Source organism: Pseudomonas sp. AM8, from assembly GCF_036346475.1.
GTDB classification, from domain to species: Bacteria; Pseudomonadota; Gammaproteobacteria; order Pseudomonadales; family Pseudomonadaceae; genus Aquipseudomonas; species Aquipseudomonas marginalis.
Genome location: NZ_JAOTNX010000001.1, coordinates 462,557 through 487,946 on the forward strand (window position 1 = coordinate 462,557; position 25,390 = coordinate 487,946).

General features: G+C 59.9%; 29 protein-coding genes. 12 read left to right on the plus strand and 17 right to left on the minus strand.

The genetic code is table 11. The annotated features are described in order from the left end of the window. Positions 1-25 precede the first annotated feature (25 nt). Both V3W40_RS02205 and V3W40_RS02215 read left to right on the plus strand, forming a co-directional pair. Positions 26-1,450 carry a gamma-aminobutyraldehyde dehydrogenase gene (locus V3W40_RS02205; protein ID WP_065948861.1) on the plus strand — a complete coding sequence of 475 codons (1,425 nt, stop codon included), beginning with the start codon at positions 26-28 and terminating at the stop codon, positions 1,448-1,450. Positions 1,451-1,811: 361 nt separating this feature from the next. Beyond that, a complete protein-coding gene (locus V3W40_RS02215; RefSeq protein ID WP_065926500.1) occupies positions 1,812-3,437 on the plus strand; it encodes a glucan biosynthesis protein D in 1,626 nt (541 codons plus the stop codon). 47 nt (positions 3,438-3,484) lie between these two features. Here V3W40_RS02215 and V3W40_RS02220 read toward each other — a convergent pair whose 3' ends face one another. From V3W40_RS02220 to V3W40_RS02230, 3 genes are all read right to left on the minus strand, one after another. After that, entirely contained in the window at positions 3,485-3,670 is a 186-nt protein-coding gene (locus V3W40_RS02220; RefSeq protein ID WP_027604533.1) for a hypothetical protein, read from the minus strand. A gap of 270 nt (positions 3,671-3,940) precedes the next feature. Then, positions 3,941-5,047 (minus strand): NADH:flavin oxidoreductase/NADH oxidase, encoded by a 1,107-nt coding sequence (locus tag V3W40_RS02225; RefSeq protein ID WP_074844206.1) that lies wholly within the window; start codon positions 5,045-5,047, stop codon positions 3,941-3,943. 235 nt (positions 5,048-5,282) lie between these two features. Continuing rightward, positions 5,283-7,184, minus strand: a complete 1,902-nt coding sequence (locus V3W40_RS02230; RefSeq protein ID WP_027604535.1) for a potassium transporter Kup — start codon at positions 7,182-7,184, stop codon at positions 5,283-5,285. Between the two features lie 367 nt (positions 7,185-7,551). Between V3W40_RS02230 and V3W40_RS02235 the strand changes: the two genes are divergently transcribed. The 7 genes from V3W40_RS02235 (at position 7,552) to tsaA (ending at position 12,284) form a co-directional block, all read left to right on the plus strand. Then, positions 7,552-7,842 carry a type II toxin-antitoxin system RelB/DinJ family antitoxin gene (locus V3W40_RS02235; RefSeq protein ID WP_074844204.1) on the plus strand — a complete coding sequence of 97 codons (291 nt, stop codon included), beginning with the start codon at positions 7,552-7,554 and terminating at the stop codon, positions 7,840-7,842. Positions 7,843-7,917: 75 nt separating this feature from the next. Then, positions 7,918-8,121 (plus strand): type II toxin-antitoxin system YafQ family toxin, encoded by a 204-nt coding sequence (locus V3W40_RS02240; RefSeq protein ID WP_330214341.1) that lies wholly within the window; start codon positions 7,918-7,920, stop codon positions 8,119-8,121. 169 nt (positions 8,122-8,290) lie between these two features. Beyond that, positions 8,291-9,631, plus strand: coding sequence for a 30S ribosomal protein S12 methylthiotransferase RimO (rimO, locus tag V3W40_RS02245; RefSeq protein WP_005785474.1), 1,341 nt, complete (start codon positions 8,291-8,293; stop codon positions 9,629-9,631). A gap of 100 nt (positions 9,632-9,731) precedes the next feature. Next, positions 9,732-10,205 (plus strand): GNAT family N-acetyltransferase, encoded by a 474-nt coding sequence (locus V3W40_RS02250; RefSeq protein ID WP_065926506.1) that lies wholly within the window; start codon positions 9,732-9,734, stop codon positions 10,203-10,205. Positions 10,206-10,276: 71 nt separating this feature from the next. Then, positions 10,277-10,987: an rRNA pseudouridine synthase gene (locus V3W40_RS02255; protein ID WP_027604539.1), complete on the plus strand. Its 711-nt coding sequence runs from the start codon at positions 10,277-10,279 to the stop codon at positions 10,985-10,987. Positions 10,988-11,056: 69 nt separating this feature from the next. Further along, positions 11,057-11,518, plus strand: coding sequence for a DUF1456 family protein (locus tag V3W40_RS02260; protein WP_065926507.1), 462 nt, complete (start codon positions 11,057-11,059; stop codon positions 11,516-11,518). Positions 11,519-11,588: 70 nt separating this feature from the next. Next, on the plus strand, positions 11,589-12,284 hold the full coding sequence (gene tsaA, locus V3W40_RS02265; protein ID WP_065926508.1) for a tRNA (N6-threonylcarbamoyladenosine(37)-N6)-methyltransferase TrmO: 696 nt from the start codon (positions 11,589-11,591) through the stop codon (positions 12,282-12,284). 116 nt (positions 12,285-12,400) lie between these two features. On the opposite strand, the gene fpr is transcribed toward tsaA, so the two are convergent. After that, the gene (fpr, locus tag V3W40_RS02270; protein ID WP_003172178.1) at positions 12,401-13,180 is read right to left on the minus strand and encodes a ferredoxin-NADP reductase; all 780 of its coding nucleotides are present in this window, start codon (positions 13,178-13,180) and stop codon (positions 12,401-12,403) included. A gap of 124 nt (positions 13,181-13,304) precedes the next feature. On the opposite strand from fpr, the gene V3W40_RS02275 reads away from it, so the two are divergent. Beyond that, complete coding sequence (locus V3W40_RS02275) at positions 13,305-14,231, plus strand: LysR family transcriptional regulator (RefSeq protein WP_053137418.1); 927 nt, start codon at positions 13,305-13,307, stop codon at positions 14,229-14,231. 3 nt (positions 14,232-14,234) lie between these two features. Here the strand turns inward: V3W40_RS02275 and V3W40_RS02280 are convergent, their stop codons facing one another. From V3W40_RS02280 to V3W40_RS02290, 3 genes are all read right to left on the minus strand, one after another. Further along, positions 14,235-14,597, minus strand: a complete 363-nt coding sequence (locus V3W40_RS02280) for a diacylglycerol kinase (RefSeq protein WP_065938722.1) — start codon at positions 14,595-14,597, stop codon at positions 14,235-14,237. A gap of 75 nt (positions 14,598-14,672) precedes the next feature. Continuing rightward, positions 14,673-15,323, minus strand: a complete 651-nt coding sequence (gene erdR, locus V3W40_RS02285) for a response regulator transcription factor ErdR (RefSeq protein ID WP_065926510.1) — start codon at positions 15,321-15,323, stop codon at positions 14,673-14,675. 252 nt (positions 15,324-15,575) lie between these two features. Further along, positions 15,576-16,295: a tRNA-uridine aminocarboxypropyltransferase gene (locus tag V3W40_RS02290; protein ID WP_065926512.1), complete on the minus strand. Its 720-nt coding sequence runs from the start codon at positions 16,293-16,295 to the stop codon at positions 15,576-15,578. A gap of 179 nt (positions 16,296-16,474) precedes the next feature. On the opposite strand from V3W40_RS02290, the gene V3W40_RS02295 reads away from it, so the two are divergent. Together V3W40_RS02295 and V3W40_RS02300 are read left to right on the plus strand one after the other, a co-directional pair. Further along, entirely contained in the window at positions 16,475-16,915 is a 441-nt protein-coding gene (locus V3W40_RS02295; RefSeq protein WP_027604548.1) for a PA3611 family quorum-sensing-regulated virulence factor, read from the plus strand. A gap of 376 nt (positions 16,916-17,291) precedes the next feature. Beyond that, the gene (locus tag V3W40_RS02300) at positions 17,292-18,404 is read left to right on the plus strand and encodes a TIGR00730 family Rossman fold protein (RefSeq protein ID WP_065926513.1); all 1,113 of its coding nucleotides are present in this window, start codon (positions 17,292-17,294) and stop codon (positions 18,402-18,404) included. A gap of 243 nt (positions 18,405-18,647) precedes the next feature. On the opposite strand, the gene recX is transcribed toward V3W40_RS02300, so the two are convergent. The 10 genes from recX to V3W40_RS02350 all read right to left on the minus strand — a co-directional run bounded on the left by recX (position 18,648) and on the right by V3W40_RS02350 (position 25,364). Beyond that, positions 18,648-19,115 carry a recombination regulator RecX gene (gene recX, locus V3W40_RS02305; RefSeq protein WP_012722522.1) on the minus strand — a complete coding sequence of 156 codons (468 nt, stop codon included), beginning with the start codon at positions 19,113-19,115 and terminating at the stop codon, positions 18,648-18,650. Positions 19,116-19,123: 8 nt separating this feature from the next. Next, a complete protein-coding gene (gene recA, locus V3W40_RS02310; protein WP_065926514.1) occupies positions 19,124-20,182 on the minus strand; it encodes a recombinase RecA in 1,059 nt (352 codons plus the stop codon). Between the two features lie 83 nt (positions 20,183-20,265). Further along, on the minus strand, positions 20,266-20,766 hold the full coding sequence (locus V3W40_RS02315) for a CinA family protein (protein WP_330214342.1): 501 nt from the start codon (positions 20,764-20,766) through the stop codon (positions 20,266-20,268). Positions 20,767-20,847: 81 nt separating this feature from the next. Continuing rightward, the gene (locus tag V3W40_RS02320; RefSeq protein WP_330214343.1) at positions 20,848-21,348 is read right to left on the minus strand and encodes a lysis system i-spanin subunit Rz; all 501 of its coding nucleotides are present in this window, start codon (positions 21,346-21,348) and stop codon (positions 20,848-20,850) included. After that, positions 21,336-21,893 (minus strand): glycoside hydrolase family 19 protein, encoded by a 558-nt coding sequence (locus tag V3W40_RS02325; RefSeq protein WP_065926517.1) that lies wholly within the window; start codon positions 21,891-21,893, stop codon positions 21,336-21,338. Before V3W40_RS02325 ends, V3W40_RS02320 begins: the two co-directional genes overlap by 13 nt. Positions 21,894-21,915: 22 nt before the next feature. Beyond that, entirely contained in the window at positions 21,916-22,926 is a 1,011-nt protein-coding gene (locus V3W40_RS02330) for a phage late control D family protein (RefSeq protein WP_330214344.1), read from the minus strand. A gap of 9 nt (positions 22,927-22,935) precedes the next feature. Further along, positions 22,936-23,148: a tail protein X gene (locus tag V3W40_RS02335; protein ID WP_330214345.1), complete on the minus strand. Its 213-nt coding sequence runs from the start codon at positions 23,146-23,148 to the stop codon at positions 22,936-22,938. Beyond that, positions 23,141-23,524: a phage tail protein gene (locus tag V3W40_RS02340; protein WP_315871465.1), complete on the minus strand. Its 384-nt coding sequence runs from the start codon at positions 23,522-23,524 to the stop codon at positions 23,141-23,143. Before V3W40_RS02340 ends, V3W40_RS02335 begins: the two co-directional genes overlap by 8 nt. Next, positions 23,524-24,663, minus strand: a complete 1,140-nt coding sequence (locus V3W40_RS02345) for a hypothetical protein (protein WP_330214346.1) — start codon at positions 24,661-24,663, stop codon at positions 23,524-23,526. Before V3W40_RS02345 ends, V3W40_RS02340 begins: the two co-directional genes overlap by 1 nt. A 128-nt stretch (positions 24,664-24,791) precedes the next feature. Continuing rightward, positions 24,792-25,364, minus strand: a complete 573-nt coding sequence (locus V3W40_RS02350; RefSeq protein WP_330214347.1) for a phage tail assembly protein — start codon at positions 25,362-25,364, stop codon at positions 24,792-24,794. Between the last annotated feature and the right edge of the window lie 26 nt (positions 25,365-25,390).

Consider the following 25,390-nt stretch of genomic DNA (forward strand, 5'->3'; position numbering starts at 1 on the left):
CGATCGCTTTTTGGAGGACTGAACCATGCAAACCAAACTCTTGATCAACGGCCACCTCGTCGAAGGCGAAGGCCCGGCGCAAGCGGTGTTCAACCCGGCATTGGGCCGCGTGCTGGTGGAAATCAAAGAAGCCAGCGAAGCCCAGGTCGACGCCGCCGTGCGCGCCGCCGATGCGGCCTTCGAAGGCTGGTCGCAAACCGCGCCCAAGGATCGCTCGCTGTTGCTGCTGAAACTGGCCGACGTGATCGAAGCCCACGGCGAAGAACTGGCCAAGCTGGAATCGGACAACTGCGGCAAGCCCTACAGCGCCGCGCTGAACGACGAGATCCCGGCGATTGCCGACGTGTTCCGCTTCTTCGCTGGCGCCAGCCGTTGCATGAGCGGTTCGGCCGGCGGTGAATACTTGCCCGGCCACACCTCGATGATCCGTCGCGACCCGGTGGGCGTGATCGCGTCCATCGCGCCGTGGAACTACCCACTGATGATGGTCGCCTGGAAAATCGCACCGGCCCTGGCCGCGGGCAATACCGTGGTGCTCAAGCCGTCGGAGCAAACCCCGCTGACCGCGTTGCGGATGGTCGAGTTGGCGTCGGAGATTTTCCCGGCCGGAGTACTCAACCTGGTGTTCGGCCGTGGGCCTACCGTGGGCAGTCCGCTGGTGAACCACCCGAAAGTGCGCATGGTGTCGCTGACCGGTTCCATCGCCACCGGTGCGAATATCATCTCCAGCACCGCCGACAGCGTGAAGCGCATGCATATGGAGCTGGGCGGCAAGGCGCCTGTGATCATCTTCAACGATGCGGATATCGATGCAGCGGTGGAAGGCATTCGTACCTTTGGCTTCTACAATGCCGGCCAGGACTGCACCGCAGCGTGCCGGATTTATGCGCAGGCGGACATCTACGACGCCTTTGTGGAGAAACTCGGCGCGGCGGTCGCCAGCATCAAATACGGCTTGCAGGATGACCCGGCCACTGAGCTGGGCCCGTTGATCACTGCGCAACACCGCGACCGGGTTGCCGGGTTTGTCGAACGCGCCGTGGCGCAGCCGCATATCCGCCTGGTCACCGGTGGCAAGGCGGTGGAAGGCAATGGCTTCTTCTTTGAGCCGACCGTGCTCGCCGATGCGCAACAGGACGATGAAATCGTGCGCCGCGAGGTGTTCGGGCCGGTGGTGTCGGTAACCAAATTCACCGATGAGGCGCAGGTACTGGGCTGGGCCAATGATTCGGACTACGGGTTGGCGTCATCGGTATGGACCGCCGACGTAGGACGCGCCCACCGCCTGGCCGCGCGTTTGCAGTACGGCTGCACCTGGGTAAACACCCATTTCATGCTCGTCAGCGAAATGCCTCACGGTGGTCAGAAACTGTCGGGGTATGGCAAGGATATGTCCATGTATGGCTTGGAGGACTACACCACGGTTCGGCATGTGATGTTCAAGCACTGATCGCCCAAGTGCCGTAACGCTTTATTGTAGGAGCGAGCTTGCTCGCGAAGAACGCAAGCGCACCGCGGTTAGTCAGAATGTCCGCGTTATCGTTGACGTTCTTCGCGAGCAAGCTCGCTCCTACATTTGGATCTTCATAATTCGTGGGTAATGTGTTCGCTCACAGCGTCGGAAATGTCTTGTCGCATTTGCAATGCAATCACCCCGCCATCAATCAATTTTCCTACGTCATCGAACCGCTTAAGCTATCCGGCGTCTGTTTAATGTCCGTTGTGTTTGGCCGAAGGCATGTCCGAACCGTAATTTCTGATCCAGCACGTGCCAGGAACGGCGCGGGATTTGCTCACGACAGGTTGTCTCTATGCACCGCAGGAATTTGCTCAAAGCCTCCATGGCCATTGCGGCCTACACCGGTTTATCGGCCAGCGGCCTGCTTGCCGCGCAGGCCTGGGCCGGGAACCGTGCCGCCGATGGCAAGGCCGTGGCGTTCGACTTTGAAACGCTCAAGGCCCAAGCCAAACAACTCGCCGGAACCGCGTATAAAGACACCAAACAAGTGCTGCCGCCCACCCTGGCGACCATGACCCCGCAGAATTTCAACGCCATCGGCTACGACGGCAACCATTCGCTGTGGAAGGAATTGAACGGCCAGCTCGACGTGCAGTTCTTCCACGTCGGCATGGGCTTCAAGACGCCGGTGCGCATGCACAGCGTCGACCCCAAGACCCGTGAAGCCCGTGAAGTGCATTTCCGCCCTTCGCTGTTCAATTATGAAAAAACCACCGTCGACACCAAACAGCTGACCGGCGACCTGGGTTTCTCCGGCTTCAAGTTGTTCAAGGCGCCGGAACTGGATCGCCATGACGTGCTGTCGTTTCTCGGCGCCAGCTACTTCCGCGCGGTGGATTCCACCGGCCAGTACGGCCTCTCCGCCCGTGGCCTGGCGATTGATACCTACGCGAAGAAACGCGAGGAGTTCCCCGACTTCACGCAGTTCTGGTTCGAGACCCCGGATAAGAACGCGACCCGCTTTGTGGTCTACGCCCTGCTCGACTCGCCGAGCGCCACCGGCGCCTATCGCTTCGATATCGACTGCCAGGCCAACCAAGTGGTGATGGCCATCGACGCCAACATCAATGCCCGCACCGCCATCGAACAGTTGGGCATCGCCGCCATGACCAGCATGTTCAGTTGCGGCACCCACGAGCGGCGCATGTGCGACACCATCCACCCACAGATCCACGACTCGGACCGCCTGGCGATGTGGCGGGGTAATGGCGAGTGGATTTGCCGCCCGTTGAATAACCCGGCCAAGCTGCAGTTCAATGCGTTCGCCGACACCGACCCGAAAGGTTTCGGCCTGGTGCAGACCGACCATGAGTTCGCGAGCTACCAGGATACCGTCGACTGGTACAGCAAGCGTCCAAGCCTGTGGGTCGAACCGACCACCGCCTGGGGGGAAGGCTCGATCGACCTGTTGGAAATCCCCACCACCGGTGAGACCCTGGACAACATCGTGGCCTTCTGGACCCCGAAAAAGCCGGTGGCGGCCGGCGATTCACTCAACTATGGCTACAAGCTGTACTGGAGCGCCCTGCCCCCGGTCAGCACGCCGCTGGCGCAAGTCGATGCGACCCGTTCCGGCATGGGCGGCTTTACCGAAGGTTGGGCGCCGGGCGAGCACTACCCGCCAGTGTGGGCGCGCCGCTTTGCCGTGGACTTCAAGGGCGGCGGCCTGGACCGTTTGCCGGCCGGCACCGGGATCGAGCCGGTGGTGACCTGCTCCCACGGCGAAGTGAAGGATTTCAGCGTGCTGGTGCTCGACAACATCAAGGGTTACCGCATCCTGTTCGACTGGTACCCGACCAGCGACAGCGTGGAGCCGGTGGAACTGCGGCTGTTTATTCGCACCCAGGACCGCACCCTGAGTGAAACCTGGTTGTATCAGTACTTCCCGCCGGCGCCGGAGCAGCGCAAGTACACCTGATCCAGATCGTTCCCACGCTCGCGTGGGAACGATCCTTCAGCACGGCATCAGAACCGCGACACACTCTTCATCGCTCCAATCAGATAGCGCATCGCCACCTGATCGTTTTCGGTCAGGGCGCGATACTGCGCCAGTAATTCGGCTTCGTCCGAACTCAACCTGCGGCCACGCAAGGACACCCTGCGGGTAAAAAAAGACACCACCGCACCCGCTACACCATAGGACTTGGCCATGGACTGTTTCTCCTGATATCGATCAAAAACTCCTGTGCCCACAAACCGTTTCCCGGGGAGCGCAATGCCTCTCTGTACAAACAGACTGACTCCCTGGGCCAGAAATCAGTCGTACCCTAAGCGTAGAAACAATCTCGTTACGTGTGGGATTTTTTTAGAGCATTCACTTAAAAAATCACTTCGGTAACAAATACCTACAACCCCATCCCACAGCAGCAGGCAAAAAAAACCCACCGGTTCAAGGTGGGTTTCGAGGGCGCCGACGCAGGATCAATCCCTCAAGTCAGACTCATGAATCGGTTGGTCCCGATGGGTCGCTCGTTGGTACTGAGCCGGCCAAATGGCTTTGCGCCCGCCCAGATCATCATCGGCATGCAACGGCCAGTAAGGGTCACGCAGCAGTTCACGCGCCAGGAAGATGATGTCGGCCTGGCAGGTACGCAGGATGTGTTCGGCCTGAGCCGGCTCGGTGATCATGCCGACGGTGCCGGTGGCGATGCCCGATTCCTTGCGTACACGCTCGGCAAAGCGCGTCTGGTAACCGGGGCCGGTGGGGATTTCGGCGTTGGCGGCAGTGCCGCCGGAAGACACGTCGATCAGGTCCACGCCCAGATCTTTGAGACGGCGCGCGAGCTCCACGGTTTCATCAGGGTTCCAGCCGTCTTCCACCCAGTCGGTGGCCGACACTCGCACGAACAGCGGCAGCTCCTGGGGCCAGGCTTCGCGCACCGCCTGGGTCACTTGCAGCACCAGGCGGATACGGTTCTCGAAGGAGCCGCCGTACTGGTCCTGACGCTGGTTGCTGATGGGCGAGAGGAATTGATGCAGCAGGTAACCATGGGCGGCGTGGATTTCCACCACTTCAAAACCGGCGGTCAGGGCGCGCCTGGCGGCGGCGACAAAGTCGGCGATCACTTGCTGGATCTGCGCCTCATCCAAAGGCTTGGGTTGGGTGTGCTGCGGGTCAAAGGCAATCGGCGACGGCCCCACCGGCACCCAGCCACCGTCTTGCGGCTTGACGCTGCCGTGCTTGCCGATCCATGGCCGGTGGGTGCTGGCCTTGCGCCCGGCATGGGCCAGCTGGATGCCCGCCACCGCGCCCTGGGCGGCGATAAACCGTGTGATGCGCCGCAGGGGTTCGATCTGTTCGTCGTTCCACAGGCCCAGGTCTTCGGCCGTGATGCGGCCATCGGCGGTTACGGCGGTGGCTTCGGTGAATATCAGCCCGGCGCCACCGACCGCGCGGCTGCCGAGGTGGACCAGGTGCCAGTCGTTGGCCAGGCCATCGACACTTGAGTACTGACACATCGGCGACACGGCGATGCGGTTGAGCAGGGTCAATTGGCGCAGGGTATAGGGTTCGAGCAGCTGACTCATGGCGCACCTCTTCTTGGCTTTTGGGCACTTTTGTAGGAGCGAGCTTGCTCGCGAAGGCCTCATAGGCGCCGCGTTTATCCAGGATTAACGCGTTACCGTGACGTTTTTCGCGGGCAAGGACTAGGCGTCCCCCCGCTCCTACACAACAGTGCTTAGAGCCTAGTCGACAACCGTGGATTGCACAGGGTTCAGACGTAAAGCGGGAGCCGATTGCCGGCTCCCGTACCGCGCAGGCTTACATTTCGACCTGGGTGCCCAATTCGATCACTCGGTTGACCGGGAGCTTGAAGAACCGCAGGTTGCCGTTGGCGTTCTTGAGCATGAATGCAAACAACGCTTCGCGCCAACGGGCCATGCCCTTGATGCGGGAGGCGATGACGGTTTCACGGCTGAGGAAGTACGTGGTGCGCATCGGACTGAAATCCAGGCCGTCCAAATGGCACAGCTTCAAGGCTTCGGGGACATCCGGCTCATCGGTAAAGCCGAAGTGCAGGATCACGCGAAAGAACCCTTCGCCGTAGGAATCCACCTCGAAGCGCCGTGAGGCCGGGACACGCGGGATATCTTCGTAGACCACCGTCAGCAATACCACCTGCTCATGCAGCACCTGGTTATGCAACAGGTTGTGCAACAGCGCATGGGGCACGGCGTCCGGGCGCGCGGTAAGGAACACGGCGGTACCCTGCACGCGATGCGGCGGCTGCACGCGGATGCTGCTGATGAAGATCGGCAACGGCAGGCCACCTTCGTCGAGGCGGTCCACCAGCAATTGCTTGCCGCGCTTCCAGGTGGTCATCAGCACGAACAGCACAATCCCCGCCAATACCGGGAAGGCGCCACCCTGGATGATCTTCGGCACGTTGGCCGCGAAGTACAGCCCGTCCACCAACAGGCAGCAGACCAGGACCGGTACGGCCAGAATCGGTGGCCATTTCCACAGCAACAGCATGACTGCCGACACCAGGATGGTGGTCATCAGCATGGTCCCCGTCACCGCCACGCCGTAGGCCGACGCCAGTGCGTTGGAGGACTCGAAACCCAGCACCAGCAGGATCACGCCGACCATCAGCGACCAGTTCACCGCACCGATATAGATCTGGCCCTGTTCGGCGCTTGAGGTGTGCTGGATATGCATACGCGGGATATAACCCAACTGGATCGCCTGGCGCGTCAACGAAAACGCACCGGAAATCACCGCCTGGGACGCAATCACCGTGGCCAGGGTGGACAACACCACCAGCGGGATCAGCGCCCAACTTGGCGCCAGCAGGTAGAACGGGTTGCGTGCGGCTTCCGGGTCGCCCAGCAGCATGGCGCCCTGGCCGAAATAATTGAGCACCAACGCCGGCAACACCAGGATGAACCAGGCGCGGGCGATGGGTTTGCGGCCGAAGTGGCCCATGTCGGCATACAGCGCCTCGGCACCGGTCAACGCCAGCACTACCGCACCGAGGATCGCCACGCCAATGCCAGGGTGGGCCTCGAAGAAACGCACGCCCCACATCGGGTTCAGGGCATTGAGCACTTCAGGGTGCAGGGTAATGCCATACACACCGAGGCCACCCAGCACCAGGAACCAGGTCACCATCACCGGCCCGAACAGCTTGCCGATGCGGTCGGTACCGTGCTTCTGGATCAGGAACAGCGCCACCAGCACCACCAGGGCGATCGGCACCACCCATTTTTCCAAGCCGTCGAACGCCAGCTCCAGGCCTTCAATGGCCGACAGCACCGAAATCGCCGGGGTAATCATGCTGTCGCCATAGAACAGCGCAGCACCGCACAGGCCGCACACCACGAGGAAACTGCGCAACTTCTTGCGCTCCCCCGCCGCCCTTCGCGCCAACGCGGTCAGGGCCATGATGCCGCCTTCGCCCTGGTTATCGGCGCGCAGCACGAACAGCATGTACTTGATCGACACCACCCAGATCAACGACCAGAAGATCAGCGCCAGGATCCCCAGCACACCGTCATGGTTGACCTGCACCCCATAACCGCCGTTGAACACCTCTTTGAGGGTATAGAGCGGGCTGGTACCGATATCGCCGTAAACCACCCCGACCGCTGCCACCAGCATGCCGATCGGCTTTGCGTTGGAATGCTCGGCACCTGCTGCCTGACTACTTGCCTGACCCATCAACCACTCCTGCCCTTTGACCTGAGGTCTCTTATAAACAGCGCGTCTAAGCTGACCCTAGCATGCGCTGTTTTACTTCTCGTAACAGACGTTTTATTGACCCAAGGGTTTTCCCCGTGCGCAACGGCGCGAAGCATAGCGCAGCAGTCGTCGTATTTCCCTGCATAAAGCTGGAGTCTTTTTGCCTGCATTGACGTCATTTAGTTCCAACGCTAGGTTTTTCGCTTTTTACGGACTTCGCGATTTCCGACGCATGGGTTGCATAGCGGCGTGCTGGGAACAAAAAGCGTTTGATCAAATTTTATGGGCTGTCTCATACTCTGGCTGTAGCCACAACGTAGCTACAACTTTGAGAGGGAGTCATGATATGCCTGCATTACTGAAGACTACTGACGTGCGATGCCGCATCGATGAGGATTTGAAGGAGCGTGCCACTGCTGTGCTCAATGCCTGTGGGCTTAGCCTCAGTGACGCCATGCGTCTTTTCCTCCGCCAGGTCGTGACAACACAGGGAATACCGTTTGAGGTGCGGGTTCCTTCGCAGAAGACCGCTCGTGCCATGGCACAAGCGCATGCGATACGTCGCCAGTTTGACTCGATCGACGACATGCTAAGGGACACTGATGGCGAAACAGGAGAAGAAACAAAAGCGCGCTGACCTGCCAAACCAATGCGCGCAGACGCCTGAGTTTAAAAAGTCTGGGAACGCTACAAGCGTGCCGGGCGTCGGGATATGAATGAGTTCCGGGTGGTGATGGTGATGCTTTTTTTAGGCGAACAACTACCCGCCGAGTATCGAGACCATGCGCTTACCGGGAATTGGGACGGTTTCAGAGAGTGCCATATCGGCGGTGATTTTCTGATGATTTATGAACAATCGCGGGCTGACCTGATCACCTTTGTGGACTTGGGGAGTCACGCGGAATTGTTCGCGTAGTGATTGGCGAATCGAATGACGCAGCACTCGTCGCATTTCCCTGCATAAAGCTGGTCAAGTGCGTTGCCCGTCGCTAGAATTGCGCACTTTTTGATCAGAGGCGCAGCAAGCGCCCGTCCGCAGCCCTGTCGTGCCCGACTGGCGGCGTCATTCAATACCGAGGTTAGACATGTCCACCACCATCGCAAAAGCCAACCCCAAGGTTGGCTTTGTTTCCCTGGGTTGCCCGAAGGCTCTGGTCGATTCCGAACGCATCCTCACGCAACTGCGCATGGAAGGCTATGACGTGGTGTCCACTTACCAGGACGCCGATGTGGTGGTGGTCAACACCTGCGGCTTTATCGACTCGGCCAAGGCAGAGTCCCTGGAAGTGATCGGCGAAGCCATCAAGGAAAACGGCAAGGTCATCGTGACCGGCTGCATGGGTGTGGAAGAAGGCAATATCCGCAACGTGCACCCCAGCGTACTGGCCGTGACCGGCCCGCAGCAGTACGAGCAGGTGGTCAATGCCGTGCACGACGTGGTGCCGCCGCGCCAGGATCACAACCCGCTGATCGACCTGGTACCGCCTCAAGGCATCAAGCTGACCCCGCGTCACTATGCGTACCTGAAGATTTCCGAAGGCTGCAACCACAGCTGCAGCTTCTGCATCATCCCGTCGATGCGCGGCAAGCTGGTCAGCCGTCCGGTGGGTGACGTACTCGACGAGGCCCAGCGCCTGGTCAAATCCGGCGTCAAGGAGCTGCTGGTGATCTCCCAGGACACCAGCGCCTACGGCGTCGACGTGAAATACCGCACCGGCTTCTGGAACGGCGCGCCGGTGAAAACCCGCATGACCGAGCTCTGCGAAGCCCTCAGCAGCCTGGGCGTGTGGGTGCGCCTGCACTACGTCTACCCGTACCCGCACGTGGACGAGCTGATCCCGTTGATGGCCGCCGGCAAGATCCTGCCGTACCTGGACATCCCGTTCCAGCACGCCAGCCCGAAAGTGCTCAAGGCCATGAAACGCCCGGCCTTCGAAGACAAGACCCTGGCGCGCATCAAGAACTGGCGCGAGATCTGCCCCGAGCTGATCATCCGTTCGACCTTCATCGTCGGCTTCCCCGGCGAAACCGAAGAAGACTTCCAGTACCTGCTGGACTGGCTGACCGAAGCGCAACTGGACCGTGTGGGTTGCTTCCAGTACTCGCCCGTGGAAGGTGCCCCGGCCAACCTGCTGGACCTGGCCGTGGTCCCGGATGACGTCAAGCAGGACCGTTGGGAGCGCTTCATGGCGCACCAACAGGCAATCAGCTCGGCGCGCCTGCAACTGCGTATCGGCAAGGAAATCGAAGTGCTGATCGACGAAGTCGACGAGCAAGGCGCAGTCGGCCGTTGCTTCTTCGATGCACCGGAAATCGACGGTAACGTGTTTATCGACGATGCCAGCGGCTTGAAGCCGGGTGACAAGGTCTGGTGCACCGTGACCGACGCCGATGAGTACGATCTGTGGGCTGAAAAGCGCGACTGATCGAAAAAACTTGAAAAGCCCTGCTTCTGGACAAGATGCGGGGCTTTTTTAGGTCTATCGTTTTGCCCATCAGCGCCAATCATCGCAAGGGGCAGCGGGCATGCGTCAGCATTCGGTTATCCACACACCTAAAGCCAGCGACTACGCGGAGTTGGCGCGCATCTGGGAGGCCTCGGTGCGGGCCACCCATGATTTTTTGCCGGACAGTTACATCATATTGCTGAAAAACCTGCTGCTGACCCGCTACCTGGATTCGGTGATGCTGATCTGCACCAAAGACGCACGCCAGCGTATTACCGGGTTTGCCGGGGTGGCGTGCGGTAAGGTGGAGATGCTGTTTATCGACCCGCAATACCGCGGGCAAGGCCTCGGCCGGCAGTTGCTGCGTTATGCAATCGAGCGCATGAACGCCGACGAACTCGACGTTAACGAGCAGAATCCCCAAGCCTTGGGGTTCTATTTCAAGCAGGGTTTCGAAGTGGTCGGACGCACCGAGCATGACGGCCTGGGCCAGCCCTATCCGTTGCTGCACCTGCGCCTGCGCCAGCAACAACAAAACGCCCGTCAGGGCTAAATGAAATGGGGCCGGGATTAACCGCGCCCACACAGGTACAATAGCCGCCCCCTTTTGTTACGGCCCTTGTCATGACTGACCCCATACGCCTCTCCAAACGCCTTATCGAACTGGTCGGTTGCTCCCGTCGGGAGGCTGAGCTGTTTATCGAAGGCGGCTGGGTCTCGGTGGACGGTGAAGTGATCGACGAGCCGCAATTCAAGATCACCACCCAGAAGGTCGAACTGGACCCGGAGGCCAAGGCCACTGCGCCAGAGCCGGTGACCATCCTGTTCCACGCCCCGGTTGGTGTCGATGCCGAGACGGCAATGGCCTCGATCAGCGCCGAAACCCTCTCGGAGGAACACCGCTTCAGCAAGCGTCCGCTCAAGGGCCACTTCCTGCGCCTGACCGCCAGCGCCGACCTGCAGGCCAAGGCCAGCGGCCTGCTGGTGTTTACCCAGGACTGGAAGATCCTGCGCAAGTTGACCGCCGATGCCGCCAAGATCGAGCAGGAATACGTGGTGGAGGTTGAAGGCGACATGGTTGCCCACGGCCTCAACCGCCTGAACCACGGCCTGACCTACAAAGGCAAAGAGCTGCCAGCCGTAAAAGCCAGCTGGCAGAACGAAAATCGCCTGCGATTTGCGATGAAAAACCCGCAACCAGGCGTGATCGCCCTGTTCTGCGAAGCCGTTGGCCTGAAAGTCGTCGCTATCCGCCGCATTCGCATCGGCGGCGTGTCCATCGGCAAAGTGCCGGTTGGCCAATGGCGTTATCTGTCCGGCAAAGAAAAGTTCTAAACAGCCTCCCCCTTTCCAGGCACCGCCCCACCCGGCGGCGCCCACCGTTGAAAACCAGGATTGCCCACCATGATTCACAACGACGTACTGCGCAGCGTGCGCTACATGCTCGACATCAGCGACAACAAGATGGTCGAGCTTATCAAGCTCGGCGGCATGGACGTGACCAAGGAAGACCTGCTGACCTACCTCAAGAAAGACGAGGAAGAAGGCTTTGTGTTCTGTCCGGATGAGGTCATGGCCCACTTCCTCGATGGCCTGGTGATCTTCAAGCGCGGCAAGGACGAAAGCCGTCCGCCGCAGCCGATCGAAACCCCTGTGACCAACAACATCATCCTCAAGAAACTGCGTGTGGCCTTCGAACTGAAGGAGGACGACATGCACGCCATCCTCAAGGCTGCCGAATTCCCGGTGTCCAAGCCTGAGCTGAGCGCGCTGTTCCGCAAGTTCGGCCACACCAACTACCGCACCTGTGGCGACCAGTTGCTGCGTAACTTCCTCAAGGGCCTGACGCTGCGCGTCAGAGCATAAGAACAGCCATAAGCTTCAAGCTGCAAGTTAAAAGCTTGTGGCTTGCGGCTTGCAACTTGAGGCTCCAGTAATGGCCTACCAGGTCTCGCCCGTCGGTTTCGTACGCTCCTGCTTCAAGGAGAAGTTCGCCATTCCGCGCCAACCGCAACTGGCGCCTGCCGCGCGGGGCGTGCTGGAGTTGGTGGCGCCGTTCGACCAGGGCGAGGCGGTACAGGGCCTGGAGCAGGTCAGCCATGTGTGGCTGTTGTTTCTGTTCCACCAGGCCCTGGAGGACAAGCCCCGCCTGAAAGTGCGCCCGCCCCGCCTGGGCGGCAACACGTCCATGGGCGTGTTTGCGACCCGCGCGACTCATCGGCCCAACGGGATTGGCCAGTCAGTGGTCAAGCTGGACAAGGTGGAGCCAGGCCGGCTGTGGATCTCCGGGATCGATTTGCTCGATGGCACCCCGGTATTGGATATCAAGCCGTATGTGCCCTACGCCGACATCATCGACACAGCCACCAACAGCATCGCCAGTGGTGCGCCGCAGCTGATTCCCGTGCAGTGGCTGAAGAGCGCACTGCAGCAGGCACAAGGCCATGCCCAGCGCCTTGGGGAGCCGTTGGTGGAGTTGATCGATCAGTGTCTGGCACAGGATCCACGGCCGGCGTACCAGACGCCAGGGCCTGAACGCGAATACGGGGCGCAGTTCTGGGATGTGGATGTGCGCTGGCACTATCCAGAGGCTGGGATGATTTGTGTGTTGGAAGTGGTGCCAGCGGGATAAACCGGAAACCCAATGTGGGAGGGGGCTTGCTCCCGATGGCGGTGGATCAGTCAACGTGTATATCGACTGACCCATCGCCATCGGGAGCAAGCCCCCTCCCACATTTTTTACCGCAGTTATTTCTCGACGAACGCGCGCTCGATCAAGTAATCACCCGGCTCACGCATGCGTGGCGAAACTTTCAGGCCGAAGCTGTTCAGTACTTCGCTGGTCTCGTCCAACATGCTTGGGCTGCCGCACAACATGGCGCGGTCGTCCTCGGGGTTGATCGGTGGCAGGCCGATGTCGCTGAACAGCTTGCCGCTGCGCATCAGGTCGGTCAGGCGGCCTTCGTTTTCGAACGGCTCGCGGGTCACGGTCGGGTAGTAGATCAGCTTCTCACGCAGGGCCTCGCCGAAGAATTCGTTCTGCGGCAGGTGCTCGGTGATGAATTCGCGGTAAGCGACTTCGTTGACGTAGCGCACGCCGTGGCACAGGATCACTTTTTCAAAGCGCTCGTAGGTTTCCGGGTCCTGGATCACGCTCATGAACGGAGCAAGGCCAGTACCGGTGCTGAGCAGGTAGAGGTGTTTGCCCGGCTTCAAATCGTCAAGCACCAGGGTGCCTGTCGGTTTTTTGCTGATGATGATCTCGTCGCCTTCCTTCAAGTGCTGCAATTGGGAAGTCAGCGGGCCATCCGGCACCTTGATGCTGAAGAACTCCAGATGCTCTTCCCAGTTCGGGCTGGCAATGGAGTAAGCGCGCATGAGCGGGCGGCCGTTGGGCTGTTGCAGGCCGATCATCACGAACTGACCGTTCTCGAAGCGCAGGCCCGGATCGCGGGTGCACTTGAAGCTGAACAGAGTGTCGTTCCAGTGATGAACACTGAGGACACGCTCGTGGTTCATGTTGCTCATGTACGGGGGACTCCTGGAAATGGGTCTGCGCCAAAGATGAAGTGCGCAATTGCACAGCATTCTAATGGCGGCGACAATATCTGTTAACTGGATTATTAAGATAAGGGTTATCGGTTATATCGATATGCGATTTACTCTCCGTCAACTGCAAGTCTTCGTCGCCGTCGCCCAGCAGGAAAGCGTCTCTCGCGCTGCTGGCCTTCTGGCCTTATCTCAATCCGCCGCCAGCACCTCGATTACGGAGCTGGAGCGTCAATCCAGCTGCCAATTATTCGACCGTGCCGGTAAACGCCTGAGTCTCAACGCCTTGGGCCATCAGCTGTTGCCCCAAGCGGTGGCGCTGTTGGACCAGGCCAAGGAGATCGAAGACCTGCTCAACGGTAAGTCCGGCTTCGGCTCCCTGGCGGTCGGCGCTACCCTGACCATTGGCAATTACCTGGCCACCCTGCTGATCGGCAGCTTCATGCAGCAGCACCCCGAAAGCCAGGTGAAGCTGCATGTGCAGAACACTGCCAATATCGTGCACCAAGTTGCGCACTACGAAATTGACCTGGGTCTAATCGAAGGCGACTGCAGCCACCCGGATATCGAGGTGCAAACCTGGGTGGAAGATGAGCTGGTGGTGTTTTGTGCACCTCAGCACCCCCTGGCCAAGCGCGGCGTGGCCACCCTGGAAGAATTGACCCATGAGGCCTGGATCCTGCGGGAACAAGGCTCCGGCACCCGCCTGACCTTTGACCAGGCCATGCGCCATCACCGCAGCGCGCTGAATATCCGCCTGGAGCTGGAGCACACCGAGGCGATCAAACGGGCGGTGGAATCGGGTTTGGGCATTGGGTGTATTTCTCGGCTGGCGCTGCGCGATGCATTTCGCCGTGGCAGCCTGGTGCCGGTAGAAACCCCGGACCTGGACCTGGCCCGACAGTTCTACTTCATTTGGCATAAACAGAAATACCAGACCTCCGCGATGCGGGAGTTCCTGGAGCTGTGCCGCGCCTTCACTGCCGGGGTTCAGCGCAGCGACGAGATCGTGCTGCCGAGCATTGCCTGATCGTCAGATCAGAATCACTGCCCACACCAGGGTGATCATGGTCAGTGCCACGAATTGCGCGGCGCTGCCCATGTCCTTGGCGTTTTTCGACAGGGGGTGGCGATCGAGGGAAATACGGTCGATCGCCGCTTCTACCGCCGAATTGAGCAATTCAACGATCAAGGCCAACAGGCACACCGCAATCAGCAGCGCGCGCTCAACACGGCTGACGTGCAGGAAAAAACTCAGCGGGATCAGGATGACGTTCAACAAGACCAGTTGACGGAACGCCGCCTCACCGGTGAAAGCCGCGCGCAGGCCATCCAGGGAATAGCCCCCTGCATTGAAGATACGTTTGAGACCGGTTTGACCCTTGAAAGGCGACATAGACGTAGGCAACTGAACCAAAGGAGTGGGGAAACTAGATCACGCAAAGTCAAAAAAGCGTGAATCGGTAACAACTTAATGCTGAGCAATTGACTCAAGTTGTTGCAAGAGCAGCGCCGCCTGGGTCCGCGTACGCACCCCCAATTTGCGAAAGATTGCCGTGACATGAGCCTTGATGGTCGCTTCCGACACACTCAGCTCATAGGCGATCTGCTTGTTCAGCAAACCTTCGCAGACCATGGTCAGCACTCGAAACTGCTGGGGTGTCAGGCTGGCCAAGCCATCACGGGCGGCCTTGGCTTCGTCGGACACGTTGATGTGTTCAAACGCTTGCGGCGGCCAGGACACATCACCGTCCAACACTGCGCGCACGGCCTTCTGAATATCTTCCATCGCGCTGGACTTTGGAATGAAGCCGCTGGCGCCAAACTCCTTGGAACGCACCACCACGTCGGCATCCTCCTGGGCAGAGACCATCACCACGGGGATCTGCGGGTATTGCCCACGCAGGAGCACCAGCCCCGAAAAACCGTAGGCGCCGGGCATGTTCAGGTCGAGCAGCACCAGGTCCCAATCGGATTTTTCGGTAAGGCGGGCTTCCAGCTCGGCAATGCTGGCCACTTCAACCAGGCGCACGTCCGGGCCAAGGCCCAGGGTCACGGCCTGATGCAGCGCACTGCGAAACAGCGGGTGGTCATCGGCTATCAGGATTTCGTATGTGGCCATTGATTAAATGATCCTGTTTTTTATGGCAGCCCCGATGGGTTCGGGGTTCACCAATACACAAGGCGACGGCCAGGCAGCCATCGCCACAGGGTACGTTCAACGTCAAAAGCACTTGGAACGACGTCGAAAACTCACGGTTGCACCCCAATCGGCGCTCAGCATGCCCAGCGCAGCCTGGGGGGTCAAGCACTACGCCCATGGGCATTTTAGCGGCATGCAGGTTTACGGTGCCATCATGCAAACGTCGTCTGGCTATAGCGTGGCTATATAGGGTGCAAGACGAGTATGGACGCTGTCGGTCGGGTCCAATGGCAGCTGGAACTTGGCGGCCAGGTAATGGGTGCTGAATACGTCGAGGTAGGCGTCCAGCACTTCGCTGGCAGCGGTGTCATCGGCCAGTTCCAGGCACAGGGCGGCGACTTCGGCGGTGCAGAAATGGTCATCACGCTTGGAGCGGCGCAGTTTGTAGCGCGAAAGCTGCTCAGGCGCCAGGCTCAATACCGGCAGATACTCCAGATAGGGACTCTTGCGGAACATCTTGCGCGCTTCGCTCCAGGTGCCATCCAGCAGGATGAACAGCGGGCGCCTGCCTTCTGCCACCGTCACGGTACTGACGACACGCTCGGGCGCCACGAATTCGCCGGGGAACACGATGTAGGGCTGCCACTGCGGGTCAGCGAGCAGGGTGAGCAAATCCGGGTCGACTTCGGTACGCGACCAGGCGAATGCCGTGGTGTCCTCGACCACGTCGGCGATCAGCCAGCCGGTGTTGCTGGGTTTCATCGGTTCGACATCGTGCATCAGCAGGCACATGGCGGACCTGGCCGCGACCTGGGGGCGCCAGGCGCACAGGCAATACTCGGGGATGACCCGGCAGCCGGGGCAGCGTTCGGCACGTGAGCCTCGATTGACGAAGGGCTTGATCGCGCGTGCCAGGCGCTGTGTGCGCAGGCGGGAGACGGCATGGCTCATCGGATGCGCCGTACAGAGGGGTAGATCGACACGGAGAAAACTCGTGGAAGGCTGAAGTGACCGCAGTTTACCAGCGATACGCCTGGCTGTAGTGGCAAGGGGTCACCTATAATTGCGCGCCACTGAACGCACAGCGCAGTGGCTGGTCTATGCACCAGTAACCGAATCAGGAGAGTTTCATGCTGCGTTCCATGCTGCGTCTTGCCGCCCCATCCATCGCACTTGCGCTGGTACTGCCCGTGGGCGCCCAGGCGGCCTCGCTGCTGGAGGCCCAAATGAACCGGAAGCTGCAAAGCGTCGCGACTGAAAGCAACAAGGACCTGCCCCGGGAAATCGACGAAAAAACCCTGGAAGTGGCCTACACCGTTGAGGGCATGCAACTGATTGATCACCTCAGCGTATTGCCTGATCGCGCCGAACAGATGCGCGCCAACCCCAAGGCGGTGTACTTCCAGCTGGGGCAAAGCGTGTGCCTGAACAAAGGTTATCGCGAGCTGATGGCCAAGGGCGCAGTGATGCGCTATGAAATCACCGAGAACAAGACCAATCGTCCTGTGGCATCGGTGAAATTCGTGGAAGCGGATTGCCCGGCACCGGCTGCCGCCAAGAAGAAAAAGTAATCGTCGCTTGCCCTTCGCGCGCTGCTGTCCAGTAGCGCGCACTCCCCTGCTTCATTTCCCTGCAGGCGGCTAAACTCCCTGCTGAGTGACCAATAAGCGGTTGCCAGCCAAGGGTTTTTCGGCCCATGATCAAGTCATCCCGACCGCCCGTTCATCACGGCTTCCACGCCGTTCTGTAACATTTCCAGGGCAAAAGAGGGTTGCCCTCCTGCGACGTGCAGTGCAAAGGTTTTTTAAATCACAAGGAACATACAGAGCCCGTTTGCTGCCTGGCGAACACGTGCAATGCCTTGGTATGCAGCGACACATGCAGTGTCGTGGCCCCCGGACGAATCTCTCGCCGTTGGCCCAGCCTCTGTGAAGAAGGAGAAGTTGAATGCCTTACGAACCGAATGACCGCCTGCTCCGGCATTTTGAAGAAAACGGGGCCGACCTTACGCAACAGGTTGAAGCTCAGCTCCAGCAGATCGCCCCCAACAGCCCGAATATCCCCCTGTATCGCGACATGATCCTGACCGTGCTGCGCATGGCCCAGGACGACCGCAACCGCTGGAACGCCAAGATCACCTTGCAAGCCATTCGCGAACTGGACCACGCCTTCCGCGTACTCGAACAGTTCAAGGGGCGCCGCAAGGTCACGGTGTTCGGCTCGGCACGCACCCCGGTGGAAAGCCCACTGTACGCCTTGGCCCGTGAGGTGGGTGCCGCACTGGCCCGTTCGGACCTGATGGTAATCACCGGTGGTGGCGGCGGCATCATGGCGGCGGCCCACGAAGGGGCAGGCCTGGAACACAGCCTGGGGTTCAATATCACCCTGCCGTTTGAACAGCATGCCAACCCGACCATCGATGGCACCGAGAACCTGCTGTCCTTCCACTTCTTCTTTACCCGCAAGCTGTTCTTCGTCAAGGAAGCCGATGCGCTGGTGTTGTGCCCGGGTGGTTTCGGCACCCTGGATGAAGCCCTGGAAGTATTGACCCTGATCCAGACCGGCAAAAGCCCGCTGGTGCCGGTAGTGTTGCTGGATGCGCCCGGTGGCGGTTTCTGGCAAGGCGCCCTGGACTTTATCCGTAGCCAGCTGGAAGCCAATCGCTACATCCTGCCCACCGACCTCAAGCTGGTACGCCTGGTGTACAGCGCTGAAGAGGCAGTGGAAGAGATCAATCAGTTCTATGCCAACTTCCATTCCACGCGCTGGTTGAAACGTGAGTTTGTGGTGCGCATGAATCACCCGCTCAGCGATCGAGCGCTGGCTCATTTGCAGAGTGAATTTGCCAGCCTGCGGTTGAGCGGAGAATTCCAGCAGCTTGCCTATACCGGTGAGGAGCATGATGAGCCGAAGTTCAGCCATTTGACGCGGTTGGTGTTCAACTTCAATGGCCGCGACCAGGGCCGGTTACGGGAGCTGGTGGATTACATCAACTTGCCGGAGAACTGGGCGCAGGCTCAGGGGAAGACGCAACAGCGGGTAGCGCCGCAGCCGGCGTGAAATCCAGAAACGCAGGATCCAGAAACGCAAAAAGGCCCGCTATTTTCATAGCGGGCCTTTTTTGGGGGCTTCAGGTTTGGTGTTTCAGGTTTAGATCGAAGGTGAGGCTATTGGGGCTGCTTCGCAGCCCAGCGCGGGGCAAGCCCGCTCACCACAAGCAAGCCCGCTCACCACAAGCAAGCCCGCTCGCCATAACAAGCCCATTCACCACACAACAAGGCCGTTCACCGCACAACAAGGTGTTCAGTCATCCATGTCTCGGCCACTTAATAAGCGGCTGATCATTTCCATCGAAAAACCGCGATAACTCAAGAAGCGTCCCTGCTTGGCGCGTTCCCTGGCATCAATGGGGAGATGACCCGAGAATTTGCGGCGCCAGGTGTCCTCCAACTGCGCCTGCCAACTGATACCGCACTCACGCAAGGCAAGGTCGATATCGGCGCGCTGTAAACCGCGCTGGCTCAGCTCTTCGCGAATACGCGCCGGGCCATAGCCGGACCGGGCTCGGTAGGAGACAAAACTTTCGAGATAACGGGATTCCGAAAGCAGCCCCTCTTCCGTCAACCGGTCAAGGGCGGTTTCGATCATCTCAGGTTCCGCACCGCGCTGACGCAGTTTACGCGTCAGCTCGACTCGACCATGCTCGCGGCGAGCGAGCAGGTCCATTGCGGTGCGCCGAACGGCGACAAGTGTATCCAGTACAACGGTCATCGTTTATTTCAGATGTCAGTGTCGGCTTCTTCTACTTCTTCAACCGGCTCGCGGTTGGCGGCAGCTTTCACGTCTGGTGTTGGGGTCAGCAGTTTGTCGCGGATCTGCTTCTCAAGCGTGGCAGCGATGTCCGGGTTGTCCGCCAGGAACTTGGCCGAGTTGGCCTTGCCCTGACCGATCTTGCTGCCATTGTAGGCATACCAGGCACCGGACTTTTCGACGAAGCCGTGCAGCACGCCCAGGTCGATCATCTCGCCGTTCAGGTAGATACCCTTGCCGTAGAGAATCTGGAACTCAGCCTGGCGGAAAGGCGGAGCCACTTTGTTTTTCACGACCTTGACGCGGGTTTCGCTACCCACAACCTCGTCACCCTCTTTCACCGCGCCGGTACGGCGGATGTCCAGGCGGACCGACGCGTAGAACTTCAGCGCGTTACCACCGGTGGTGGTTTCCGGGCTGCCAAACATCACGCCGATCTTCATGCGGATCTGGTTGATGAAGATCACCAGGCAGTTGGCGTTCTTGATGTTACCGGTGATTTTACGCAGCGCCTGGGACATCAGGCGGGCTTGCAGGCCCACATGCATGTCGCCCATTTCGCCTTCGATTTCAGCCTTGGGTACCAGGGCTGCCACGGAGTCGACCACGATCACGTCGATGGCGTTGGAGCGCACCAGCATGTCGGTGATTTCCAGGGCTTGCTCACCGGTGTCCGGCTGGGACACCAGCAGGTCATCAACGTTGACGCCCAGCTTGCCGGCGTATTCAGGATCCAGGGCGTGCTCGGCGTCGACGAACGCGCAGGTGGCGCCCATTTTTTGCGCCTGGGCAATCACCGACAGGGTCAGGGTGGTTTTACCGGAAGATTCAGGACCGTAGATTTCAACGATACGACCTTTTGGCAGGCCGCCAATGCCGAGCGCGATGTCCAGACCCAGAGAGCCAGTGGAAATAGCCGGGATCGCCTGACGGTCGTGATCGCCCATACGCATTACGGCACCCTTGCCGAATTGACGTTCGATCTGACCCAGGGCCGCAGCCAAGGCTTTCTTCTTGTTGTCGTCCATTAAAGTCCTCACGTAATCAATAAGGCCTGACGGCCAACACCTGTATAAGTAGACAGTATTGTTCCACAAAGATCAGAGATCGCCTACCCCTGATTTTCTATTTCTGCTGCAGCTCGTCGCAACAAGCCCTCCAAGGCGGCCTTCACCGTTTGTCGGCGGACCTCATCGCGGTTACCAGGGAAGTGCGCAAGCTCGGCCGTGACCTCATCGCCAACACCAAAGGCCAGCCACACAGTACCCACCGGTTTATCCGCCGAACCACCATCGGGCCCCGCCACACCGCTGACCGCCACGGCAAAGCGCGCCAGGCTTTTCTCCTGGGCGCCGCGCACCATGGCCTCCACCACTTCCTGGCTGACCGCCCCTACCTTTGGAAACAAGGTTTCCGGCACATTCAACTGCCGGGTCTTCTGCCGATTGGAATAGGTGACATACCCCGCCTCGAACCAGGCCGAACTCCCCGGGATCCGCGTAATGGCCTCGGCGATACCGCCACCGGTACAGGATTCGGCCGTGGTGACGTGGGCATTGAGCATCTGCAGGCGGCGGCCCAGGTCAGCGGCAAGTTGAGTGATTTCCTTCACGACGGTCTCCAGAAGTGGGCGGGGGTTTGCCTACCCTACAGGAGCAAATCGCTCATGCAAGCGACAGACTGGAACAAGAGATTAGCGGGCGACAGCGCGCACATACGCCTGGCAAGCGCGCAAGGCGATCAGTCCTTGGTCGCCGGCATCGGTGATGCCGATAATTCGCTGAGCATGCGCCGGGTCAAGTCGGGCTCGTGCGGCTGCATGAACCAGGCCGCCGGTGGTGGTGGTACTTGGCACTGCGCAGCCATCGGCGGCTTCGGTGGCGTCGAGAAGGACTGACAACCGCACATCAGCAGTGGCCAGACGGTCGCGCAGAGCAGCCTGGTTACGTTGGGCATCGCTCAACTCCCGAGCATGGTGTTGGTCGCTGGCAATGAGCTGTTGCTCCAGGGCCAGCCGTTTGTCCTGTTCAGCCTGTTGTTGATGCAAGGCCGCCTGGCTTTGCTGGCTGAGCGCCTGTGCATGGGCAGAAGCCTGGCGCTCAAGCTGTACCCCCAAGCGCCAGGCCTGGACCTGCCAGGTCACCGCCACCAACAGGCAAGCACCGATCAGTTGGTAGGCCCCTAGGAAACGCATAACACCGCCTTCGCCCGCGCCCACAGCCGCAAGCGATCCTCCAGCCCATTCAGCCCGCCATTGATACGCCGTGTAATGGTGGTGAACTGGTCCTTGTCGGCCAGCTCATTCAGGCCATTGACCTGCCAGAACCAGGCGGCCGACTCAGCCGCCCCTTGCGGTTGCTCCAGCAACATCGGCTCCCGTAAAAGACGATCATCACCAAACAGCGCCTGGCTGCATGCCAGGTAATTGCGCCGACCGGTGATCTGGATCAGTCCTCGGCCACGGTACAACTGGCCATCGCCATCCGCTTCGGGGCTATTGCCCAGGCGCGCGGCCAGGCTGCCGGTGTCGTATTTGCTCAGGTAGTAATCGCTGCCCAGTTCACGGACGTAACGCAGTTCGGCGGATTCGTGGCCAATCTGGGCGAGGAAGGCGGCGATGCGCTTCGCACAGTTGATCTCGAAACGAACGAAAGCCGCATTCAAGGGCATTAAAAAAACGCCCGCTCTAAGGCGGGCATCCGGCATAACGTCAAGCAGCTGGGGGAGTGTTATCACCATTGGTTTTACTCTCGAAAAGTAACTATATCGACAACCCACCGGCCGTGATCGAACTGCGGTATCCCGTCGCCGGATCGCCGACATGAACCACCTGCTTTATCGACCAGCGCCCCTGCATATAGGACGGCCAGCTCTCATCCAGCACTAACAGGCCTTCCGCGGCCAACAATGGATTGCCCGGGCAATCGATCAGCAACTTCAAATTTTCACGCCCCACACGACGCAGTTCACCTTCGGCAACGGCGCGGGCTTCGGCTTCGTTCTGGTAGCGTTGGCGCAAGGTTTTGAACGGTGCATTCCCCACCTGGACGACGCGCTGCTTGCCGGCGGAGACATCCCACCAACTGGCACGGCAGCCTTGGTATTTCGAGCGGGATTTTTCGTCGAGCTTGGCGGTGATGAAGCTCTGTTCATCGGGGCGATTGTCATCCGTCACGGACAGCTTCACTTCCGGCAACAGCTGGCCGGAGAGCGATTTGGCTTGGCCGGCTTCGGCCAATACATAGAGTTCGTTAAACGGTTTAGTGACCGCACTATAGAGGCGGGCAAGGCGCGAAATGAGCGCCATGTCACTTTCGTTGGACTGGTCGATGTGCGCGATCGCAATCCCCTCCAGCGCCGGCGCCACTCGCGGTGAATAGCCGTGACGACTGACCAGTTGGCGAAACAGCGCGCCCAGGGTGGTCGGACCGTAACTGGCGGATCGACGCTGGCGATAACCCGTTGCATCGACCACGCTGAAGGGCGCTGCGGTGGCCACTATCATCAAGCGCATGGGAAACAGCACCGGGGTGCGCTGGGTGACGACAAACTCGCCCTTTTCCACCAACCCCGATTCCAGGTAACCGGCACGCAAGCCGATCCTGCCGTTCAGCGTGGGCAGGCCGTCCAGGCCCTCGATATTGAGGGTCAGCTCCAGCCGGTCGGTCTCAATGCCCGCGGCGTCGGTGTGGCTCCAGCGCATCAGGCGTTGATTGAGCAGCGCCGCGTTGGCGCCATAAAACTCCACGATAGGCGTAAATCCCTGTGCCATGCCGCCTCCTTAATCCCAGGCCAAAACGGGTCGCACAGCCCCCGGCCGAGCGTGCATTTCAGGTACGATCACCCACACGCCGGCCGGTAGCACCGGGCCATATTCGGCAAGCTCGGGGTTCAGGCGCCAAAGGGTTTCTTCCGCCGTGTCGTCGCAACGGCCTACCTCGCGATAAAGCAACAGGTTGACCGAATCACCGGCAATACTTCGTACTCTACGCATTGGCGAACTCCTCCAACTCCAGCGTCCAGGCCATGACCATGGCGGTGCCGTCATCGATGACATTGCTCTGGGTTTCCACAATCGAATTGATCCGCCACAAGCCCCAGTTACGGCCGATGCCGTCAACCAGGGGCAACGGCGCCCGCGCATTTTGCAGCGCGCGCAATTGGTCCAGGCGCTGCATGCCTACGCCGTACATGGCCGTGCCGCTGAATGTGAGTTTTTCCAGCTTCTGACCGCTCTGCCGCGACTGCGACTTGCTGGCAATAATCGCCAGGTCACTCCAGCCGCCGTCGCTGGCACGGACCAACGAGGAATAGGCAAACCCTCGAGACAAGCCGAAAATAAAGTCGCCGAGCACCATTTGTTGTCGCATCAGTCACCTCCAGGAGAATCGGCCAGTGCCGCATTGCGTCGGATGCCGAGGGCGTCGCTGAGCATCGGCAGACACTGAAATTGCAGCGCCTGGATCACCTGGTTGACGACCTGCTGGGCATCGGCGGGGTTTACACCGGTGATCTGGATGCTCGGGGCGAGGGTCACTTGCACGTTGTCCGTGCGCGCACCGCTGAGTTCCTTGCTCACCGCACCAGGCGTTGGCAGGCGATCACTTGAGCCGAGCAATTGGTTACCGAGCCAGGCTCCCGCCTCACTGCCCAGCAAACCACCGATTGCACCACCGACAGCAGTACCAACACCGGGAAAAACCATTGTGCCAATGGCCGCACCTGCGGAGGCACCGGCCCAGGCGCCACCGGCGGTGCTGAGGCCTGAGCCGACGGCTTTTGCGTCACCATTGCGGACACCTTGGATCACGTCAGTGGCGACGGCGGCATATTTCAGAGGGCCAAGTCGGCGAACGCCGGTTGACTCAAGTTTGGCAAGTACTCCGGTTAGTCCACTGGCGGGGATATTCGACGAACTGGGCACTGCACCCACGAAGGACTGCAAGCCTTGCAAGGGGGCTCCCGAATGAAAGCCCATTTGCGAGCCCCCTACCCAGTTACCAGTGCGTTCGGACACACGACGAAGCGGTGAGCCGCGCCCACCGATTTTTTTACGGCCTTTGATCATCTTGCCAATCTTGTCGATAGCAAGATCAATAAGTTTATCCGCGGCTTTGCTCTTGGCAGAGTCCCATAACGTGTCCAAGGCCGACTTGCCCACGTCGGCAGAAGGATCGGCAGGCGGCGCCTTCGGCTCATTTTTCAACGCGCCCGCGGCGACATCGACCTCTCTCGGTGCCAAAGAATTGCTGTTGATGAACAACGTACTATTAAGCGTTTCCAACGTCTCACGCAGCCGCACTTGCTCCTGCGTCAGAGCATTGATATCCACACTCAGCGTGGCCAACGTAGAGCCGAGCATAAACTGCGGGTGCGATGCAGCCTCCAGGCTTACAGGCGCCACAGCACGTGTGGAAAACGGGGCGAGTGCATTGCCCAGATCCGCCTCGCCGAACATCCAGCGCAGGTCTTCCTGGGCGAGCTTGATCCCGTATTTAGTCTCTTGCATCCCGCTCTACTCCTGTTTAACGCCAAGCCGAGTGATCGCGATGTCGTAGCGGCGTAATGCTTTTGCGGCGTCCCAAGCAAGGATCTCCGCTTCATTGACCGAATACACCAGCGGCACCACATCGAGGATTACATCGATGTCGCGTTGCGAAAGAAGGCCGCCGGTTGATTTAAAAAATCGTCGATACGCTCCTGCAGCTGCGTCCAGTCGGGCACGGTCAGGCCGGCCAGGTCGGGGATCATCAAGCCGGTGCAATGCGCAGTGATGAACTCGGCGCGCTCTTTGTTGGTGGGGAGTTTTTTCATCACCTTGGTGGCGCGCAGGGCGGGCATTTCCAGGGGCAGAACGGTGAGGCTGCGACCCGCAGCCTCGAGGGGCAGCAGCAATTGGACCGGCTGGTCGTGGGCCGATTGCTCAGCCTCACCGAGGAAAAAGGACGCAGGGCGCGTCGACATCTCATGTACGTATTGGGCGATGGTCACGTAGTCCGGGCGCTTGAGCTGGTCGAGTTCTTTTTCCGACAGGCCGGTGGCGAGTTTCGCCAGTTCGAAAAACTGGTCGTCCTCGTCATCACCGGCCCGGGCCAGCGTTTCTTTTTGCGCGGCGTAGTACAGCGGCTTGAGTTGCACCTGCTGGATCGTCGCGCCGGTGTCGGCGGTGATCGGAGACAGCAGGAGGTGCAGCGGTGGCATCCAGGCCATGGGGCAATTCCTTGATCAAATAAGGG

Coding starts and splice junctions, on each gene's coding strand:
- V3W40_RS02290 (WP_065926512.1), bottom strand. CDS start 16,295: ATGAGCCATGCCGTCTCCCGCCTGCGCACACAGCGCCTGGCACGCGCG.
- V3W40_RS02205 (WP_065948861.1), top strand. CDS start 26: ATGCAAACCAAACTCTTGATCAACGGCCACCTCGTCGAAGGCGAAGGC.
- fpr (WP_003172178.1), bottom strand. CDS start 13,180: ATGAGCAACATGAACCACGAGCGTGTCCTCAGTGTTCATCACTGGAAC.
- V3W40_RS02275 (WP_053137418.1), top strand. CDS start 13,305: ATGCGATTTACTCTCCGTCAACTGCAAGTCTTCGTCGCCGTCGCCCAG.
- rimO (WP_005785474.1), top strand. CDS start 8,291: ATGTCCACCACCATCGCAAAAGCCAACCCCAAGGTTGGCTTTGTTTCC.
- V3W40_RS02325 (WP_065926517.1), bottom strand. CDS start 21,893: ATGGTGATAACACTCCCCCAGCTGCTTGACGTTATGCCGGATGCCCGC.
- V3W40_RS02340 (WP_315871465.1), bottom strand. CDS start 23,524: ATGCGACAACAAATGGTGCTCGGCGACTTTATTTTCGGCTTGTCTCGA.
- V3W40_RS02215 (WP_065926500.1), top strand. CDS start 1,812: ATGCACCGCAGGAATTTGCTCAAAGCCTCCATGGCCATTGCGGCCTAC.
- recX (WP_012722522.1), bottom strand. CDS start 19,115: ATGACCGTTGTACTGGATACACTTGTCGCCGTTCGGCGCACCGCAATG.
- recA (WP_065926514.1), bottom strand. CDS start 20,182: ATGGACGACAACAAGAAGAAAGCCTTGGCTGCGGCCCTGGGTCAGATC.
- V3W40_RS02300 (WP_065926513.1), top strand. CDS start 17,292: ATGCCTTACGAACCGAATGACCGCCTGCTCCGGCATTTTGAAGAAAAC.
- V3W40_RS02240 (WP_330214341.1), top strand. CDS start 7,918: ATGAATGAGTTCCGGGTGGTGATGGTGATGCTTTTTTTAGGCGAACAA.
- V3W40_RS02220 (WP_027604533.1), bottom strand. CDS start 3,670: ATGGCCAAGTCCTATGGTGTAGCGGGTGCGGTGGTGTCTTTTTTTACC.
- V3W40_RS02330 (WP_330214344.1), bottom strand. CDS start 22,926: ATGGCACAGGGATTTACGCCTATCGTGGAGTTTTATGGCGCCAACGCG.
- V3W40_RS02260 (WP_065926507.1), top strand. CDS start 11,057: ATGATTCACAACGACGTACTGCGCAGCGTGCGCTACATGCTCGACATC.
- V3W40_RS02320 (WP_330214343.1), bottom strand. CDS start 21,348: ATGCGTTTCCTAGGGGCCTACCAACTGATCGGTGCTTGCCTGTTGGTG.
- tsaA (WP_065926508.1), top strand. CDS start 11,589: ATGGCCTACCAGGTCTCGCCCGTCGGTTTCGTACGCTCCTGCTTCAAG.
- V3W40_RS02335 (WP_330214345.1), bottom strand. CDS start 23,148: ATGCGTAGAGTACGAAGTATTGCCGGTGATTCGGTCAACCTGTTGCTT.
- V3W40_RS02350 (WP_330214347.1), bottom strand. CDS start 25,364: ATGGCCTGGATGCCACCGCTGCACCTCCTGCTGTCTCCGATCACCGCC.
- erdR (WP_065926510.1), bottom strand. CDS start 15,323: ATGGCCACATACGAAATCCTGATAGCCGATGACCACCCGCTGTTTCGC.
- V3W40_RS02230 (WP_027604535.1), bottom strand. CDS start 7,184: ATGGGTCAGGCAAGTAGTCAGGCAGCAGGTGCCGAGCATTCCAACGCA.
- V3W40_RS02225 (WP_074844206.1), bottom strand. CDS start 5,047: ATGAGTCAGCTGCTCGAACCCTATACCCTGCGCCAATTGACCCTGCTC.
- V3W40_RS02235 (WP_074844204.1), top strand. CDS start 7,552: ATGCCTGCATTACTGAAGACTACTGACGTGCGATGCCGCATCGATGAG.
- V3W40_RS02280 (WP_065938722.1), bottom strand. CDS start 14,597: ATGTCGCCTTTCAAGGGTCAAACCGGTCTCAAACGTATCTTCAATGCA.
- V3W40_RS02295 (WP_027604548.1), top strand. CDS start 16,475: ATGCTGCGTTCCATGCTGCGTCTTGCCGCCCCATCCATCGCACTTGCG.
- V3W40_RS02345 (WP_330214346.1), bottom strand. CDS start 24,663: ATGCAAGAGACTAAATACGGGATCAAGCTCGCCCAGGAAGACCTGCGC.
- V3W40_RS02250 (WP_065926506.1), top strand. CDS start 9,732: ATGCGTCAGCATTCGGTTATCCACACACCTAAAGCCAGCGACTACGCG.
- V3W40_RS02255 (WP_027604539.1), top strand. CDS start 10,277: ATGACTGACCCCATACGCCTCTCCAAACGCCTTATCGAACTGGTCGGT.